Annotated in this window: 19 protein-coding genes; 12 read left to right on the top strand and 7 right to left on the bottom strand. The window is 68.9% G+C overall.

Annotated features, from left to right (window positions below):
* Nucleotides 1-18: 18 nt before the first annotated feature.
* Together AC07N1_RS00150 and AC07N1_RS00145 are read left to right on the top strand one after the other, a co-directional pair.
* Nucleotides 19-438, top strand: coding sequence for a hypothetical protein (locus tag AC07N1_RS00150; RefSeq protein WP_494669907.1), 420 nt, complete (start codon nt 19-21; stop codon nt 436-438).
* Nucleotides 435-1115, top strand: a complete 681-nt coding sequence (locus AC07N1_RS00145) for an HTTM domain-containing protein (protein ID WP_494669906.1) — start codon at nt 435-437, stop codon at nt 1113-1115. Before AC07N1_RS00150 ends, AC07N1_RS00145 begins: the two co-directional genes overlap by 4 nt.
* Nucleotides 1116-1121: 6 nt before the next feature.
* Here AC07N1_RS00145 and AC07N1_RS00140 read toward each other — a convergent pair whose 3' ends face one another.
* Entirely contained in the window at nt 1122-1694 is a 573-nt protein-coding gene (locus AC07N1_RS00140) for a helix-turn-helix transcriptional regulator (protein WP_494669905.1), read from the bottom strand.
* Between the two features lie 439 nt (nt 1695-2133).
* On the opposite strand from AC07N1_RS00140, the gene AC07N1_RS00135 reads away from it, so the two are divergent.
* The 10 genes from AC07N1_RS00135 (at nt 2134) to AC07N1_RS00090 (ending at nt 10748) form a co-directional block, all read left to right on the top strand.
* Nucleotides 2134-2700, top strand: coding sequence for a hypothetical protein (locus AC07N1_RS00135; RefSeq protein WP_494669904.1), 567 nt, complete (start codon nt 2134-2136; stop codon nt 2698-2700).
* A 117-nt stretch (nt 2701-2817) separates the two neighbouring features.
* A complete protein-coding gene (locus tag AC07N1_RS00130; protein WP_110119383.1) occupies nt 2818-3405 on the top strand; it encodes a hypothetical protein in 588 nt (195 codons plus the stop codon).
* Nucleotides 3406-3430: 25 nt separating this feature from the next.
* A complete protein-coding gene (locus AC07N1_RS00125; RefSeq protein ID WP_494669903.1) occupies nt 3431-3994 on the top strand; it encodes a hypothetical protein in 564 nt (187 codons plus the stop codon).
* A gap of 17 nt (nt 3995-4011) precedes the next feature.
* Nucleotides 4012-4611, top strand: a complete 600-nt coding sequence (locus AC07N1_RS00120) for a hypothetical protein (protein WP_494669902.1) — start codon at nt 4012-4014, stop codon at nt 4609-4611.
* Nucleotides 4612-4614: 3 nt separating this feature from the next.
* Entirely contained in the window at nt 4615-5187 is a 573-nt protein-coding gene (locus AC07N1_RS00115) for a hypothetical protein (protein WP_494669901.1), read from the top strand.
* 14 nt (nt 5188-5201) lie between these two features.
* Nucleotides 5202-5816 (top strand): hypothetical protein, encoded by a 615-nt coding sequence (locus tag AC07N1_RS00110; protein WP_494669900.1) that lies wholly within the window; start codon nt 5202-5204, stop codon nt 5814-5816.
* A complete protein-coding gene (locus AC07N1_RS00105; protein WP_494669899.1) occupies nt 5813-6391 on the top strand; it encodes a hypothetical protein in 579 nt (192 codons plus the stop codon). Before AC07N1_RS00110 ends, AC07N1_RS00105 begins: the two co-directional genes overlap by 4 nt.
* A gap of 32 nt (nt 6392-6423) precedes the next feature.
* A complete protein-coding gene (locus AC07N1_RS00100) occupies nt 6424-7227 on the top strand; it encodes a fimbrial biogenesis chaperone (RefSeq protein ID WP_110119377.1) in 804 nt (267 codons plus the stop codon).
* Between the two features lie 4 nt (nt 7228-7231).
* Nucleotides 7232-9751, top strand: a complete 2520-nt coding sequence (locus AC07N1_RS00095; protein WP_494669898.1) for a fimbria/pilus outer membrane usher protein — start codon at nt 7232-7234, stop codon at nt 9749-9751.
* Between the two features lies 1 nt (nt 9752).
* Nucleotides 9753-10748, top strand: a complete 996-nt coding sequence (locus AC07N1_RS00090) for a hypothetical protein (protein ID WP_494669897.1) — start codon at nt 9753-9755, stop codon at nt 10746-10748.
* 84 nt (nt 10749-10832) lie between these two features.
* Here AC07N1_RS00090 and AC07N1_RS00085 read toward each other — a convergent pair whose 3' ends face one another.
* The 6 genes from AC07N1_RS00085 to AC07N1_RS00060 all read right to left on the bottom strand — a co-directional run bounded on the left by AC07N1_RS00085 (nt 10833) and on the right by AC07N1_RS00060 (nt 15668).
* On the bottom strand, nt 10833-11237 hold the full coding sequence (locus AC07N1_RS00085) for a hypothetical protein (RefSeq protein WP_494669896.1): 405 nt from the start codon (nt 11235-11237) through the stop codon (nt 10833-10835).
* 486 nt (nt 11238-11723) lie between these two features.
* Nucleotides 11724-12350 carry a helix-turn-helix transcriptional regulator gene (locus AC07N1_RS00080; RefSeq protein WP_494669895.1) on the bottom strand — a complete coding sequence of 209 codons (627 nt, stop codon included), beginning with the start codon at nt 12348-12350 and terminating at the stop codon, nt 11724-11726.
* Between the two features lie 293 nt (nt 12351-12643).
* Nucleotides 12644-13150, bottom strand: coding sequence for an A24 family peptidase (locus AC07N1_RS00075; RefSeq protein WP_494669894.1), 507 nt, complete (start codon nt 13148-13150; stop codon nt 12644-12646).
* A 21-nt stretch (nt 13151-13171) separates the two neighbouring features.
* The gene (locus AC07N1_RS00070) at nt 13172-13693 is read right to left on the bottom strand and encodes a tetratricopeptide repeat protein (protein WP_494669893.1); all 522 of its coding nucleotides are present in this window, start codon (nt 13691-13693) and stop codon (nt 13172-13174) included.
* Between the two features lie 13 nt (nt 13694-13706).
* Nucleotides 13707-14663 carry a type II secretion system F family protein gene (locus AC07N1_RS00065; RefSeq protein WP_494669892.1) on the bottom strand — a complete coding sequence of 319 codons (957 nt, stop codon included), beginning with the start codon at nt 14661-14663 and terminating at the stop codon, nt 13707-13709.
* Between the two features lie 9 nt (nt 14664-14672).
* Nucleotides 14673-15668, bottom strand: a complete 996-nt coding sequence (locus AC07N1_RS00060; protein WP_494669891.1) for a type II secretion system F family protein — start codon at nt 15666-15668, stop codon at nt 14673-14675.

Here is a 15668-nt window from a genome sequence, read left to right as displayed (position 1 = left end):
CAACGTTCCGCTGGGGCCATGCTGCAGTCGCTGAAGCTCCTCCTGCCGGCCCTGATCCCGTCGTGGAACTTCTTCGACGTGATCGCGCCGTCGCCGCGGATCGAATACGCGCTGCTGGCCTCGCCCGAGGCTTGCCCCGAATGGCGGGAGTTTCGACCGCGGCCGCAGCGGGTCTCGCCCGCCGCCATGCTGGGGCGATTGTTCTGGAACCCGCGCCGCAACGAGGACCTGTTCCTGGTCAGCTGCGCCGAGCGCCTCGTCGATCAGCCGACCGCCCACAGCGAGGACGAGATCTTCCACCGGATCGCCGCCGGCCTCGGCCCTCAGGCGAGCGGCTGGCTGAGCTTTCGACTGCTTTTCCTGGCCTGGGAGGACGGGGCGATCGTCGGCGAGGTGCTGTTCACCGCCGAGCCGCGTCGGTGGAAGGACGCGGCATGACCCTGGAGGCCGCCGCCCGCCTGAGCCAGGTCCTTCTGGCCCTGGCCCTGATCCAGCAGAGCCTGGAGCACCTGTCCGTCTCGCGCCCGGATCGCCCGCTGTTCGCCGCGCGCATCGCGTTGTGCCTGCTGGTCGTGACGGGGATCGCCTCGCCCTGGCCGCTGGCGGGGCTGGCGGTCGTGTCGCTGATGGTGCTGCGGCGTTTCCAGGGACCCTACAACGGCGGCAGCGATCGCATGGGCCTGCTGGCCCTGTGGTGCCTGACGCTGGCGGCTCTCGTGCCCGCGCCACGCCTGAAGGAGCTGTTCTTCGGCTATCTGGGCGCGCAGCTGATGCTGTCCTACGTCGTGTCGGGCTGGGTGAAGATCATCAACCCCGACTGGCGGTCGGGCGTGGCGCTGCGGCAGGTGTTCCAGTTCTCGGCCTATCCGGTCGCCGAGAGCCTGCGCGGCTGGGCGGCGCGGCCGCGCCTGCTGCTGGTCATGTCGTGGGCGGTGATGGCCTTCGAGCTGGCCTTTCCGCTGAGCCTGCTGTCGCGGCCGACGCTGATCGCGGGCCTGGTCGTGGCCGCGGTCTTCCACCTGGCCAACGCCTGCCTGTTCGGCCTCAACCGCTTCTTCTGGACCTGGCTGGCGGCTTATCCCGCCATTCTCTGGCTCCAGGATCGACTATTCTAAGCCTGTTCAGGCGAAGATCTTGATCACCGACGCCAGGATCTCTTCCTTCGAGCGCACGCCCATCTTGCCGTGAATGTGCTTGATGTGGGTGCGGACGGTCAGGATCGAGACGCCCTTCTGCTCGGCGATCTTTTCGGCGCTGTTGCCGGCGATGATCTCGGCCAGGATCCGGGCCTCCATCATGCTCAGCCCGAACATCGCCTCCAGGCGCGGCAGGTGGGCGGGAGCGTCGAAGTCCTTGAGCACGATCACCAGCGCCCGGTCGGCGCCGTCCTGCACCACGCGCATGCGCATCAGGTAGCGCTCGTCCTGGTCGCAGTCGATGATCTGGCAGACCTCCTGGCCGGCCAGGGCCTCGGCGATGCGCTCGACCAGGAACTGGTGGGCCCGGCGGTCGACGCCACCGACCTTGCCGCCGCGATCGACCAGGGGGCTCACGCCCGACAGCATCACGGCCGCGGCGCGAGAGCGCCACAGCACGGTTCCGTGGGAGTCGATGACGATGCGGGCGATCTCGTCTTCATCCAGGCAAAAGCGTACCGCGCTGATGTCTATGAGCGAAGCGTGGGAACCATCCATGGCCTCTTCCCTCCCTTTCGGGCGCGGCTACTTAGGTCGCGCCATTTTTATGCCTTACTTAAATCGAGTTACGGCGAAGTTATCCACAACCTAGGATAAATAAGGGTCCGTTCGCGTCAGTTTGACGCATCATTTGCTGATAATGATTATCATCCAAATCCAGATCATCGATTTGCATTACTAATATCAATTTAGTTTTCCAATATTCTCCTCAACTTCCATGAATTCCCCCGCTGGGTGAAACTGTATTCTGTACCCAAGGTGGGGGATTTCACGTCCCCGGTTCTCTGCAATCGTTCATTAAGAACTTTTTAAGAGAAGCAGGGATCGGGACATGGCCGGCAAGCTATCGACGCTTCCTCGCGCCCTGCGCAGCCAGCGCAAGCCGTCCTTGAAGGACTGGATACTTGGCGGGAGCTTGCTCGCAGGAGCTCTATTCGTGGCGAGCGTTGGTGAAAGCCGCGCCCAGGTCACCGCCTATGCGGGCGGATCGCCCCCCAACATCGTACTGTCCATTCCGGTTACGGCGTCGGTCGGCGGCCGCTGCGGCTTCTCGCCGGGCGCCGCGCCGAGCGGCACGAAGGACGTCGGCGAGGTCAACAACGCCTTCACCGCCGACTTCCCGTTCACCCTGCAATGCACGGTGCCGTTCCGGGCGGCGGTGATCTCGAGCAACGGCGGCCTGCTGGCCTCCAGCGTCACGCCGGCGACCGGCTACACCAACCTGGCGCCCTATCTGGTCGACCTGAACCTGGTGGGCGACGTCGGCGTCGGCACGGTCAACGCCACCTGCGACACCGGCGACCTGAAGACGACCTCGGGCGCGACCTGCGGCTTCAAGGGGCCGGCCTCGGCCAGCCAGGGCCTGCGCCTGAACGGTTCGTCCTACGACACCAGCGGCTCGTACGTGCGGGTTCATCGCGGCGCCTATGCCGGCGCCCAGATCCTGGCGGCCGCCAACACCTATTCGGACTCGCTCACGGTGACGCTCAGCGTCTCGCCGTGACCGCGCTTACGGGTCCGCTCCCCCGGCGGATCCGGCGTCCTTTCAGGGGGAGGGGGCCTCGGCCCGAACAACAGAGACAGAAGCCGGTCCGCCGGCGCGACATTTGGGAGTGAAGACATGAACAAGACGATCCTCATCGGCGCCGCCGCCCTCCTGGGCCTGGCGATCGCCCCGGCCGCCATGGCCCAGACGGTCACCGGCACGGTCAACGTCACCGGCAGCGTCGCGGCCAAGTGCGTGGTCATCACCGGCGGCAGCGGCGGCACCTTCTCGGGTTCGATCCCGCTGGGCGAGCTGGCCCAGGCCGACGGCACTCTGTCGACCACCCTGTCGGGTTCGACCAACGCCAGCCCCGGCGGCTCCACCCAGTTCCGGGTCAACTGCAACAGCGCCGCCCCCAAGGTGACCCTGAGCTCGACCCGCCTGGCCCTGACCCCCAGCGCCTCGGCCCCGACCGGCTACACCGGCGTGATCGACTACACCGCCGCGCTCGACGCCGCCCTGGCCAACAGCACGACCCAGACGGTCAGCTACGTCACCGCCGCCGCCCTGCCGGCCGCCACGGTCCAGAACCTGTCGACCAGCCTGGCCAACAGCGCCGGCAACCTGACGGTCAAGGCCTATGCGCTGAACACCGCCTCGGGCGCGCTGCTGATGGCCGGCAACTACGCCAGCACGATCTCGATCACCATCGAGCCCTCGTGATCGCGCGGGAAAGGGGAGAAACGCCATGCGTAGCACCCTTCTCCTGACCGCCGCCGCGGCGAGCTTCGCGCTCGTCGCGGCCGGGGGGCAGGCCCAGGCCCAGAGCGTCACCGGCACGGTGCAGGTGAATGGAACGGTGGCCAATCGCTGCCTGTTCGTCACCGACAACGTCGTGCTCGACCTGGGCGAACTGTCGCTGCAGGCCGGCGACGTCGCGGCCATCGGCCGGCTCGACGGCGCCAAGCTGACGAGCCGGACGGCGACGCTGAACGGCTGGTGCAACGGCGTGTCCGCGACCATGGCGGTCGAGGCCCAGCCGATCTTCAACACCAGCTTCACCGACACGGCGCCGACCGGGTTCGAACGTCGGATCGACTACACCGCCACCGCCTCGGCCGCTCCGGCCAGCGGTTCGGTGTCGGCGTCCGACACCACCGTCACGTCCGGCGGCGGCTCGGCGAGCTCCACCGGCATCTTCGCCAGCGACATCGTCGTCAGCTTCGCCGACGCGGCCACGCCCGCCGGCGGCCGGCTGATCTCCGGGTCCTATTCGGGCTCGGTGGCCGTGACGCTGGCTCCGGCCACCTGAAGGGGAGGAAGGTCGTCATGATCCAGCACCGGACCTGTCTCGCCAAGGGCGTTACGAGCCTTGCGGCGGCCCTGGCGGCCCTCGGCTCGCTGTCCGCCGCGACCGGCGCCCACGCCCAGGATCCCGTCCAGGGAGCCGTCGGCCTGGACGCCCAGGTGGCCCAGGTCTGCGTGCTGGGGACGCCCAATCCCGGAACCCTGGCCCTGGGCCAGATCTCCGAAGCCTCGGGAGCGCGGGTGGGCCGGCTGACGACCATCGCCAGCCAGTCCATCCAGCTGCCCGGCACCTTCTGCAACTACGCCGGCGCGGCCCTGGCCATCTCGGCCTCGCCGCTGGCGGTGACCGCCGCCACCCAGGCCGGCTTCGTCGGCTCCGTGGACTACACCTGCACGATCAGCGCCTGGGGCGCGACGGCGGCGAGCGTCCGCACCAGCGCCGGCAGCAGTTCGGGCGCGGGGTCCAGCGCGACCAATCCCGCGCCGCAGGAGACCGACCTGACCCTGGTGGTCTCGGACTTCGCCGTGAGCAGCGACGACCTGCTGCAGCCGGGCGCGTACCTCGCGCTCGTGACCATCACCCTCGGGCCCGATGCGGGCCTGGCCGCTTCGGGGAGCTGAACCATGCGGCGTGTCTTCCTCATCCTCGCCCTGGCCATCGCTCCCTTAGCAACGACGGGCGGCGCCTCGGCCCAGACCTACGGACCGTCCGACAGCGTCGGGCCGATCCAGATCACCGCCACCGTGCCCGACAACATCTGCACGATCGGCGACCTCTCCGACGGCGACAACCTGTTCGACGTCGGGGTGATGATCGACACCACCACGGGCCTGCTGCTGTCGACGCTGTCGGCGCCGCCCAAGGTGCTGACCGGGACCCAGTGCGGCGCTCCGAGCCAGCTGACCATCTCCGCCACCCAGATGACGGCCCAGGCCTTCACGACCACGCCGCCGGACGGCTTCTCGCGCGGGGTCGACTACACGGCCACGGCCTCGGGCTGGACCACGGTGGACGCCAGCTACGCCACGGGAGACGCCGCCAACGCGGCCGCCACCCAGACCCGCGACACCGGCGGATCGGGCCAGATCACCATCAGCCTGTCGGACTTCGCCACCGCCGGCGGTCCCAGCCTGCGGCCGGTCGCCGACGACACCTATCAGGGGGCGATTGTCGTCACCCTGGCGGCGATCAGTTGAGCGGGGAGGGCGCCATGACCAGCACCAATCGCATGAAGGCCGCCGTTCTCGCCGGGGCCTCGGCCGTCACCCTGCTACTGCTGGGCCAGATCGCCCGGGCGCAGACCGACGACAACACCCGCGACTTCGTGGTCCGGGGGCAGGTCCCCAAGGTCTGCACGATCGCCTCGCCGACGCTCGGCGCGGGCCAGCTGGTCAACTTCCTGACCCTGACCGGCGGCACGCTGCAGGTCGACCAGCTGACCGACCCCGTCACCCTGTCGACCCGCGCCGCGTCGGCGCAGGTCACCTTCGCGGCGGTGTGCAACTACGCCCACCAGATCGTGCTGGAGAGCCAGAACAACGGCCTGTGGCGCTCGGAGCTGGGCCTGACCCCGGCCCCGACCGGCTTCAGCGACGCGGTGCCCTACACCGCCACACTGGCCTGGGGCCCGGTCAGCAACCGCTTCGAGGCCGACGCCAGCGCCCGCCAGATCCGCGACAGCGCCCAGGCGGTCGACCAGCCGGTCGTCGGCGACGTGACCCTGCGGCTGGATATCCAGCCGGGCGCCACGAACCTGCAGACCAATGCCCCGCTGGTGTCCGGCGTCTACCGCGACACCCTTCGGCTGACGGTGGAACCCCAATGAAGACCGCCCTCATCCTCGCCGCCGCCGCGACGCTGGGCGTCGCCTCGATTGCTTCGGCCCAGACCGTGAACACCACGGGCGACCAGGCCGCCAGCCAGTTGGAGCTGATCGCCCAGGCGCCCAGCGCCTGCGTGCTGTCGCCGCCTTCGGCGGCCACCGGCGCCAACACCAGCTTCACCGCCCAGGGCGGCCAGGCCGGCGTCGTGCGCTTCACCGAGTTCGTCGATCCCCAGACGGCCCAGCCGCGCGACGCCTCGATCAGCCTGGCCTTCCCGGTGGTCTGCAACTCGGCCCACCGCCTGGTGGTGCGCACCGATGGCGCGGGCCTGTCGCGCATCGGCGGCGCCGCGCCGGCCGCGGGCTTCCGCGACAGCCTCGACTTCCAGGTCACGGCCGACTGGGCCGGGGCCAGCGCGTCGGGCTCGAGCACGGCCCTGACCCCGATCGACCTGGCCACCGCCAACGGCGCGGCCGGACAGATGAACCTCGTCGTCGCCGTGGCTGGCGGCGGGGCGCCGATGGTGGCCGGCGACTACGCCGGGACCCTCGTCGTCGAACTGGAAGCCCAGAACTGAACTCTCGAACACCCATGAGGAGCGGACACCGAATGACTCGTTCGAAAAACTACCGGGGGCGTTGGCTGGGGGCGGTCGCCGCCCTCTGTCTCTCGGCCCTCGCGGCGCAGGGGACGCCGGGCCTGGGCGGAAGCGCCCTGGCCATGACCGTCCAGCCCGTCGTCATCGACCTCAAGCCGACCGGTCGGGGCATGTCTCAGATCGTCACGGTGCAGAACACCTTCGCCAACCCGCTGCCGGTCGAGCTGCACGCCGAGGAGCTGTCCTTCGACGACAAGGGCGCCCATCCCAGCGACGCGCCGACCAACGACCTGCTGATCTTCCCGCCGCAGGCGGTGATCCAGCCGGGCGAGACGCAGTCGTTCCGGATCCAGTGGGTGGGCGATCCGGCCCTGGCGCAGAGCAAGCACTACTACGTCACCGTGGCGCAGATGCCGGTGAAGCTGCCGGAGGGCCAGTCGGCCATCCAGATCCTCTACAACTTCCAGGTCCTGGCCAGCGTCGGCCCCGCCGGCGGCAAGCCGTCCCTGGCCCTGTCCAAGAGCGAGATCGGAACCGACGCCGAAGGCAAGCCGGTGCCGATCGTCTACGTGGCCAACACGTCCAACACGCACGGATACCTGTCCCGCGGAAAGCTGCGGATCATCGAGAAGGACGCCGCGGGCAAGGCGGTCTTCACGCGGACCATTCCCGGTCCGGAGATCCAACAGACGATCGGCTTCGGCCTGATCGCCCCCGGCCAGACGCGGCGGATCGCCGTTCCCATCGAACTGCCCTTGACGGCGGCAGCAGGAGGCTCCCTTGAGGCTCAATTCTCGTCCGACGAAGGGCGCTAGGTCGTTGACCTACCGCCGCTGGCTGCTGGCGGGATGCCTGGCCGGCGCGACGCCCCTCGTCGCGCCCCTGGCAGCCCTGGCCGAGCCGATCCCCTACGCCATGCTGGCCGCGGCCCAGGAGCCGACCAGCGCCCCGTCCCCCGGCGCGGCCACGGCCGCCGACGCTCGTCGCCAGCTCAATCCGACCGGCCGCGACATCAACCTGACGGTGCCGCTGAAGACCGGCGACTACTATCTGGGCGACATGCCGCTGGCGATCTCGGCCGATGGCCAGCTGTCGATGCCGTCCGACCGGCTGCTGAGCCTGCTGGCTCCGCTGCTGGACACGCCGGCGATCGCGGCCCTGCGCTCGTCGCTGGCCGGCCGCAGCACGGTCTCGCCCGAGGCGGTGACCGCCGCCAACATGAGCATGACCTACGACCCCCGGGCGCTCGAGCTGCGGATCGTCATCCCCGCCGAGCTGAAGGTGGTGCGCAGCCTGCAGGTCGCGCCGATGGACCGCATGGGCGTGGGGACCTACCTCCCGCCGGCCGGCTTCAGCGGCTACATGAACATCCGCGGCTCCGTCGACTACGTCGAGCAAGGCTTCGACGAGGGCTTCGGCGACCCGACCTTCCTGCTCGACAGCGCGCTGCGCATGAACGGGCTGGTGTTCGAGAACGAGGCCGTCTGGCAGCCGGGCGCGACCAACGACTTCCAACGGCTGGGCACGCGCTTCGTCTATGACGACGTCAAGAACGTGCTGCGCTGGACCGCCGGCGACCTGCAGGCCGTCGGCCGCGGCTTCCAGTCCGCGCCCGACATGGCGGGGATCTCGATCTTCCGTTCCTACAGCGTGCTGCAGCCGCAGACGATCGCCCGACCGCGCGGCCGCGAGAGCTTCACCCTGGCCCGGCCCTCCGACGTCAGCGTGATCCTCAACAACCAGCTGACCCGTCGGCTGCACCTGGATCCCGGCCGCTACAACGTGCGCGACTTCCCGTTCGCGCAGGGCTCCAACGACGTCCGCCTGGTCATCGAGGACGACACCGGCCGGCGCGAGACCCTGCAGTTCAACGTCTTCTTCGACCGCGCCCAGCTCGATCCGGGCCTGTCGGAGTTCGGCCTGTTCGCCGGGGTCAAGGCGCCGCTGCTGCTCGACGGCCCCGACTACACCGAGGAATGGACGGTCAGCGGCTTCTATCGCCGCGGCGTCACCGACCGGGTCACCCTGGGCGTCAACGGCCAGGCCGACGACACCACCGTCATGATGGGCGCTGAAGGTCTGTTCGGCACCAAGATCGGCACGCTGGGCGTCGATTTCGCCCTGTCGCACATCGACGTCTACGGCTCGGGCTATGCGGCGATCGTCAGCTTCCAGCGGCTGTTCCAGTTCTCCGGCGGCCGCGCCGACGCCCTGAACCTGTCGTTCGAGACCCGCAGCCGCGACTTCGGCCCGGTCGGGACCTTCATCCCCGACAACCGCTACGCCTACGAGATCGGGGTCGGCTATTCGCACGCCTTCAGCGACGCGATCTACGCCAGCTTCGACGGGCGCTACTCGGCCGGACGCGACGCGTTCCCGGACGCCAGCGCCTACCGGCTGGGCATGGGCTACCGCCTGACCTCGAGCCTCGCGGTCACGGCCAACCTCATGTACGACGACGTGCCCGGACGCCGCGAAACCTCGGCCCTGATCTCGCTGTCCTGGCAGTTCTCGAACAACTCCAGCCTGCGGGCCGAGTACGATGGTCGCGAAGACCGGGCGCGGATCGCCTACCAGACGATCCACGGCCAGGGCGTGGGCTCCTACAACGCCTTCGCCGAGGTCTCGCGCTCGCCCGACGACGCCGCGTTCAACGGCAGCGTCAACTACATCGCCAACCGGGCGGAGCTGGGCCTGTCCCACTTCCAGGCCTTCGACGGGCCGGACAACGGGCGCACCTCGATGCGGGTCGGCACCTCGATCGGCTTCGCCGACGGCGCGGTGTCGGTCGGCCGGCCGATCTACGACAGCTTCGCCATCATCCAGGGTCACAAGAGCCTGAAGGGCGCGGACATCGTCGTGAACCCCACGCCGTTCGGCTACAGCTCCAACTCCGGGCAAATGGGCACGGCGCTGGAGACGGGCCTGGCCGCCTACGCCGAGCGCACGATCACGGTCGACGCGCCCAACGCCCCGGCCGGCTACGACCTCGGCTCCGGCTCGTTCCGGGTCTTCCCGCCGTATCGCTCGGGCTATCGCCTGGTGGTGGGGTCGGACTACTCGGTCACCGCCATCGGCCGCCTGGTCGACGCCGACGGCCAGCCGCTGGCCCTGGTGTCCGGCCGCGCCGTCGAAATGGCCAAGAGCGGCGATGGCGCCGAGCCGATCACCATCTTCACCAACCGGGTGGGTCGCTTCGGCGCCTCGGGCCTGCGGCCCGGCCGCTGGCGGCTCGAAATGGGGACCACGCCCCCGACTGTCTATTACCTCGACGTGCCGGAAAGCGCCGAGGGCTTCGTCAAGGCCGGGGACCTCAAGCCCGCCGCGTCCGGAGGCTGACATGAAACGCCGATCGCATCTCCTGCTCCTCGGCCTGGCCGCCGGCCTCGGCGGATCGCTGCTGGCCTCGGGCTCGGCCCTGGCCCAGTGCGTGACCTTCGATCCCGTCGTCCTGTCGGGCACCTTCGACCCGTTCAATCCGAGCGGCACGACGGTGCAGACCCTGTCCATCACCGCCCGGCGTCCGCCGGCGGTGGGCGGCAAGAAGACGCAGGAGGTGGATTTCATCTACCTGCGCCGGCCGGACACGCCATCGAGCCTGACGATCATCCAGACCTCGACCGGCGGCCAGATCCTGGAGAACCCGCCCGGGCACGTGCTCGACCCCAACAACGTCAATCCCAACGAGGTCGAGCTGAACTTCGGCGGTGTCGGCCAGCCCGACGTGAAGACCTTCATGGTCACCATCACCGTGCCCAGCGGCGCCGACCTGCCGGCCGGAACCACCGATCTCTATCTGGACCAGAAATACTACTGCAAGCGCACCGGCGGCGCGGCCGACGAGTCCGGCGTGATCTCCAACTCGCTGGACATCCGCATCAACGTACTCAGCGCCCTGCAGGCCAGCTTCGTGGGTCCGGCGCTGGACTTCGGCGAGATCGGAACCCTGGCGACGGCCGACCTGCCCACCACGCCGAACTCGGTGAAGCAGCGCACGGGCAATGTCCGCGTCGCCAGCTCGGGTCCGTATTCGGTGGCGCTGACCTCGGCCAACCAGTTCCGGATGACCTATCCGGGCGGCAACCTGGCCACGACCAACCAGCGGATCCCCTATCAGCTGGCCTTCCTGGGGCAGACCAAGACCACGGCCTCGCCGACCTTCAGCACCGTGACCTGTGCGCGGGCCGGCCTGTCGGGACAGTACCTGGCGGTGACGCCGACCCTGCTGGAAGGCGGGGCGGGCAAGGTCCCCGCGCCCAACTACCAGGACATCCTGACGGTGACCGTGACTCCTCTGGCGGTGCCGACCGGCACGACTCCCGTCTCCTGCATGTGACCTCGGCCCAGCCTGAAAAAGCCCCGCCGGCGCGAGCCGACGGGGCTTTCTTTTATCCGCCGCCCGAGAGGGGCGGGCAGTGGATCAGAGGGCGGTGATGTTCAGCGACAGGTTGCCGACCTGGCCGGCGTCCGCGCCCGGATCCAGGCGCAGGGCGTGGCTCTGCGAGGCGGCGGTGCTCGATCGGCTGATCAGGGTCACGCCGGTCGACGACAGCGGGATCTTCTCGCCGTCGACATAGACCGCGGCGTCGGTCAGGCCCTGGGCGTGGGTCAGGCGCACTTCGTAGCCGGCGGCGCTGTTGCAGAACTCGGTCATGCGGCCGAGGTCGGTCGTCTCGGTGCTCGAGGCCGTCGAGGCGTCGAGGGCGACGCGGCAGATGACCGGCACGTGCCCTTCGAGGCGAAGCTCGTAGCTGGCCGGCGCGGCGGAAGCGGTGGTGGCGGCCAGGACGGTGAAGGCGGCGGCCAGGATCATCGGAAAGCGCATTTAAAACCCCAGGAACGAGGATGACGGGAGGATCATCCCGGGTGAGGGTTAAGCACCTCGCCCTAAAACATGGTAAACGAAATCAGTAGTAAGAATGACAGACTGTCGCAATAGAATATTCGTTAGATGCGGCGCCTAATGATGCATGCGTAATGCATTCTTACTACGCCTGATCTAGACAATAAAAAGCCCCGCAAGGGGCGTTGTGAATGCTGGGTTGTGTTGGTTGGCGCGCGCGAGCGGCGGCGATCGACCGACGCCGGATCAGGACGAGGGGGTGCTGATGTCCTGATCCGGCGCTCGACGGGCGGGGCGGCTCCGCCGATGATCGCCGAGGCGTTGCGGACAGCCCCGACGAACCGGTCATCGTCGCGGCGGTGACAAAACGGGGGGATTTGCCCTCGCGACCTGCAAATATTAACATATGCAGGTCGCGCCACAATAACGCAGCCTTACTAATGGCAAGAATAGAGTCGCGAATTTATTTCATTCGATGATATCGGCGGAAGAAATGACCGAGACCAGTTCGGCCTGGCGGTGCACGCCGACCTTGACCATGGCCGAGGCCATCTGGACGCGCAGGGTGTTGATGCTGACCTTGCGCTCGGCGGCGATCTCGGCCGGCTCGCGGCCCTGGGCCACGCGGGCGACGATCTCGGCCTCGGCCGGCGAGAAGTTGAACATCATCCGCGCGCGCTCGGCGATGCGGGGAGAGGCCCGGCCGACTTCGCGGACCGTGACCAGGGCGCAGCGGAAGCCGCTGTCGTCGGTGCTGAACGGCTCGATCAGCACGACCAACGGCTTCTGGCTGCGCGACCGGTGGATCAGCATGGCCCCGGATCGGCCCTGGCGCACGGCCGCGGCGATGCGGGTGTGCAGGGCCTCGGCCTCGAAGCCGTTCTCGGCCGTCAGCAGTCCGCCCTTCTCGGCCAGCCCGTCGCCGTGGGCGACGTAACTCCAGGCCAGGTCGTTGGCCGCGTAGACGCAGCCTTCGCTGTCGGAGACGATGACTCCGAAATTCAGCAGGTTGAGGATGGCGTTGGCGACGTGCGGTTCGAACACGCCGCGTTCGACTTCCGAATCCACCACCTCGATCATCTTGATCAGTCCCATGTGCGACGCCCCGTCTGGTCGCCTTCGAGTCCCCGAGAACAAGATCTTGCTTTAAGTCTGCGTTGCATCCACGGATTGTGACTGCTGCAATTCAAAAACAGATTTGTTTAATTTCGACACTGAAGGCTTGTGTAATTGATTTGATATTATTTCGCGTGGCGTCGCATACCCTGCATTGGGTAGTCAAAAAGACTATGTGCGGAAGAAAACGCTATCAAATCGAGGGGCGTCGTCGCAGTTTCTCCTGGCAGGCGATATCTCTGCAAATGCAGTGAAATGCAGTTCCACTACTTTCAGAGTTGAAGGTGGACCAGGCGATGGCTGACGGCCAGCAGGCCTGACGCCGTACCGACCTGCAGGGCGCCGACCGCTATGGCGACGCCGTAGGGCACGCCGGCCCGCGTCCTGATCCAGCCGGGCATGGCCACGGCGTAGGGGCGGGCGACCAGGGCGACCAGCGCCAGGGCCCCGCCGGCGATCGCCGTGGCGATGGTCAGCAGCAGCAGGTTCTCCATGCCGGCGAACAGGGCCGCCACCGCCAGCAGCTTGACGTCGCCGGCCCCGACCAGCCGACGGGCGAACATCGGCACGCCGGCCAGCATGACCAGGCCGAACGCCATCAGGCTGGAGAGCCAGCTCGAGACGGGCCAGAGCAGGAACTGCGCCGTCAGGAACAGGGCCAGCAGGGCGGCCGGGATCCAGTTGGGAATCTTGCGGCTCCACATGTCCCACAGCGCCGCGATCACGAAGAGGCCGGCATAGGCGATCGAACCAGCCAGGCGGACGAAGTCGATTTCCATCCCAGGTCTCCTGGATCAGTCTCAGGATCCGCCGCCGGGAAGCGGCGCGACGTCGTCGGGCGGTCCGCCGGCCAGCGGTACGGCCTGGGGAGGCGGCGGCGACGCGGCGGCCTGCAATGCGCCCGGCGCGACCTCCCGGCCTTGCAGGCGGGCGGAGTAGGCGATGTTGCTCAGCACGATGCGCGAGGTCGGATCGGCCGCCAGCGCCCGTTCGTAGTAGCGGGCGCTGAGGTCGAAGCGGCCCAGCTTGTCGTAGACCACGCCCTGGGCGTTCAGCACCCGCACGTCGGCCGGCGCGCGGGTCGCCGCCAGTTGCAGCAGCTCCAGCGCCAGGGCGTAGTCGCGGGCGTTGATGGCCTCGGCGGCGCGGCCGTACAGGCGATCGACCGCCGCGGCGGGGTCGGGCGCGGGCAGGGCTGCCAGGGCGCGGATCTCCAGCGGCGCCGCGCGGTGCGGCGAGACCAGGGCCGCCAGGCGCGACAGCGTCGCGCAGCCGGAAAGCGGGATCAGCAGCAGGGCGGTCGCGATCAGCAGGCGTCGCATCTTGGCCTCTCCTCTAGTGCCGCTTGAGAGCGGGCATCAGGTTGTGGACGACGTCGAGCCCGGCCGGCAGCAGCAGGGCGGTGATGATCACCGGCAGGATGCAGGCCACCAGCGGCAGGGTCAGCAGCACGGGGATGCGCATGGCCTTCTCCTCGCCGCGCAGGAACCGCCGCTCGCGCAGCTCGCCCGAATAGGAGCGCAGGGTCTGGGTGATGCTGGCCCCCAGGCTGTCGGTCTGGATCATCAGGGCCGCGAAGGCGCGCAGGGCGTCGACATTGACCCGGTCGGCCATCCGCCGCAGGGCGTCGGCGCGGCTGCGCCCGGCCCGCAGTTCCTGCGACACCCGTCCGAACTCGCCCGAGATCTCCGGGTGCGAGGGGGCGATCTCGTGGCTGACGCGGATGAAGGCCGCGTCCACGCCCAGGCCCGCCTCGACGCAGACCACCATCAGGTCCAGGGCGTCGGGGAACTGGTGCTCCAGCCGTTCGCGCCGGCCCACCGCGCGCATGTCGACGAAGATGGCCGGAACCACCAGGCCCAGGCCGCACAGCAGCAGCGCGCCGGCGATCACCGGCAGGCCGACGACGGGATTGGGCGACAGCTTCTGGGCGATCAGCAGGGCGGCGGGCAGTCCCACGGCCCCGATCACCCGGGCCAGGAAGTACAGCGGCACGGCCGCGGGCTGGTCGAAGCCGGCCTCGGCCAGGGTCCTGGCCAGGCGCGAGCGCTTCTTCTCGTCGCCGCTCGTGGTCCTGGACTGCAGCCAGCCCAGCCAGGAGGCCTTGGGCTTGGTGTCCTTGAGCAGGCCCCCGGCCGGACCGGCGGCCAGGGACGCCCCGCCGACGGCCCGCTCGCGCATGCGTCGCCGCATGGCCGCGCCGGTTTCGACCTGGCGGAAGGCCAGCAGGGCCATGGCCGCGACGGCCAGGAAGACCCCCAATTGCAGAGCGATGGAGAAGAGAGCGTCCATGGCGCGGCCTCAATATTTGAAGTTGACGATCCGGCGGATCATCAGCTGGCCGATGAAATAGAGACCGATCACGCCCGCCACGACGGGCCAGAAGGCGGGGTCGGAGAACTTGCTGGTGTAGAATTCCGGCCGGAAGACGCTGACCACGCCGACGCAGAACACCGGCAGCAGGCTGAGGATCAGGGCTGACATCCGACCTTCGCTGGCCAGGGCCCGGATCCGCTTGGCCAGCGAGGCGCGGCCACGGATCACGGTGGCCAGGCCCGCCAGGATCTCGGCCAGATTGCCGCCGGTCTCGCTCTGGATGGCGATGCTGACCGAGAAGAAGGCCACGTCCGGCGAGCCGGTGCGCCGGGCGAGGTTCGCCAGGGCGTCGCGGAACTCCACGCCGTAGGTCGTCTCGTCCAGCACCAGGCCGAACTCGCTGCCGATCGGATCGGGCATCTCCTGGGTCACCAGGCCCACGGCCGAAATCACCGGATGGCCGGCGCGCAGGGCCCGGATCATGACGTCCAGCGACAGCGGCAGCTGTTCCTCCAGCTTGGCCAGGCGCGTGGCGTGGCGGTTGACGATCCACATGGCCGCGACCGCCATGCTGATGGCCGCCGCGCCGATCGCCGTCACCAGCACCTGCGAGACCGGCGTCTCCACCGGCTGGCCGCGCAGGAACACCAGGGCCAGCAGCCACAGGCCGCCGGCGACGGCCGCCGTCGCGCCCATCACCTGCAACGGCCCGGCGGTAATCCCCGACTGGCGCAGATAGAGCACGGCCTTGCCGTAGAGGGCGCCGAACGACGAGCGGTCGATCCAGCTGCCGCGCGGGTCGCGCACCAGGGCCTCATAGACCTTGTCCTGGCTCATGCCGCCGGCCATCAGCGTCAGGCGGCGATTGACCCTCTGGGTGTGCTCGCGGGCCGACAGCAGCAGGTCGAAGAGGGTCTGGCCGGCCAGCACGGCGGCCACGAAGGCCAGCACCAGCGCCATCGGAAAAAGCAGGCTGTCCAT

The sequence above is a fragment of the Caulobacter sp. GW821-FHT09B11 genome (assembly GCF_059418205.1).
Note: the sequence above shows the minus strand (reverse complement) of the source record. Positions and strands in the feature narration are given on the sequence as shown.

Bases quoted from the DNA above. Each gene is read 5' to 3' on its own strand.
- AC07N1_RS00150 (WP_494669907.1), top strand. From the start codon at position 19: ATGCTGCAGTCGCTGAAGCTCCTCCTGCCGGCCCTGATCCCGTCGTGG.
- AC07N1_RS00145 (WP_494669906.1), top strand. From the start codon at position 435: ATGACCCTGGAGGCCGCCGCCCGCCTGAGCCAGGTCCTTCTGGCCCTG.
- AC07N1_RS00140 (WP_494669905.1), bottom strand. From the start codon at position 1,694: ATGGATGGTTCCCACGCTTCGCTCATAGACATCAGCGCGGTACGCTTT.
- AC07N1_RS00130 (WP_110119383.1), top strand. From the start codon at position 2,818: ATGAACAAGACGATCCTCATCGGCGCCGCCGCCCTCCTGGGCCTGGCG.
- AC07N1_RS00125 (WP_494669903.1), top strand. From the start codon at position 3,431: ATGCGTAGCACCCTTCTCCTGACCGCCGCCGCGGCGAGCTTCGCGCTC.
- AC07N1_RS00120 (WP_494669902.1), top strand. From the start codon at position 4,012: ATGATCCAGCACCGGACCTGTCTCGCCAAGGGCGTTACGAGCCTTGCG.
- AC07N1_RS00115 (WP_494669901.1), top strand. From the start codon at position 4,615: ATGCGGCGTGTCTTCCTCATCCTCGCCCTGGCCATCGCTCCCTTAGCA.
- AC07N1_RS00110 (WP_494669900.1), top strand. From the start codon at position 5,202: ATGACCAGCACCAATCGCATGAAGGCCGCCGTTCTCGCCGGGGCCTCG.
- AC07N1_RS00105 (WP_494669899.1), top strand. From the start codon at position 5,813: ATGAAGACCGCCCTCATCCTCGCCGCCGCCGCGACGCTGGGCGTCGCC.
- AC07N1_RS00100 (WP_110119377.1), top strand. From the start codon at position 6,424: ATGACTCGTTCGAAAAACTACCGGGGGCGTTGGCTGGGGGCGGTCGCC.
- AC07N1_RS00090 (WP_494669897.1), top strand. From the start codon at position 9,753: ATGAAACGCCGATCGCATCTCCTGCTCCTCGGCCTGGCCGCCGGCCTC.
- AC07N1_RS00085 (WP_494669896.1), bottom strand. From the start codon at position 11,237: ATGCGCTTTCCGATGATCCTGGCCGCCGCCTTCACCGTCCTGGCCGCC.
- AC07N1_RS00080 (WP_494669895.1), bottom strand. From the start codon at position 12,350: ATGGGACTGATCAAGATGATCGAGGTGGTGGATTCGGAAGTCGAACGC.
- AC07N1_RS00075 (WP_494669894.1), bottom strand. From the start codon at position 13,150: ATGGAAATCGACTTCGTCCGCCTGGCTGGTTCGATCGCCTATGCCGGC.
- AC07N1_RS00070 (WP_494669893.1), bottom strand. From the start codon at position 13,693: ATGCGACGCCTGCTGATCGCGACCGCCCTGCTGCTGATCCCGCTTTCC.
- AC07N1_RS00065 (WP_494669892.1), bottom strand. From the start codon at position 14,663: ATGGACGCTCTCTTCTCCATCGCTCTGCAATTGGGGGTCTTCCTGGCC.
- AC07N1_RS00060 (WP_494669891.1), bottom strand. From the start codon at position 15,668: ATGGACAGCCTGCTTTTTCCGATGGCGCTGGTGCTGGCCTTCGTGGCC.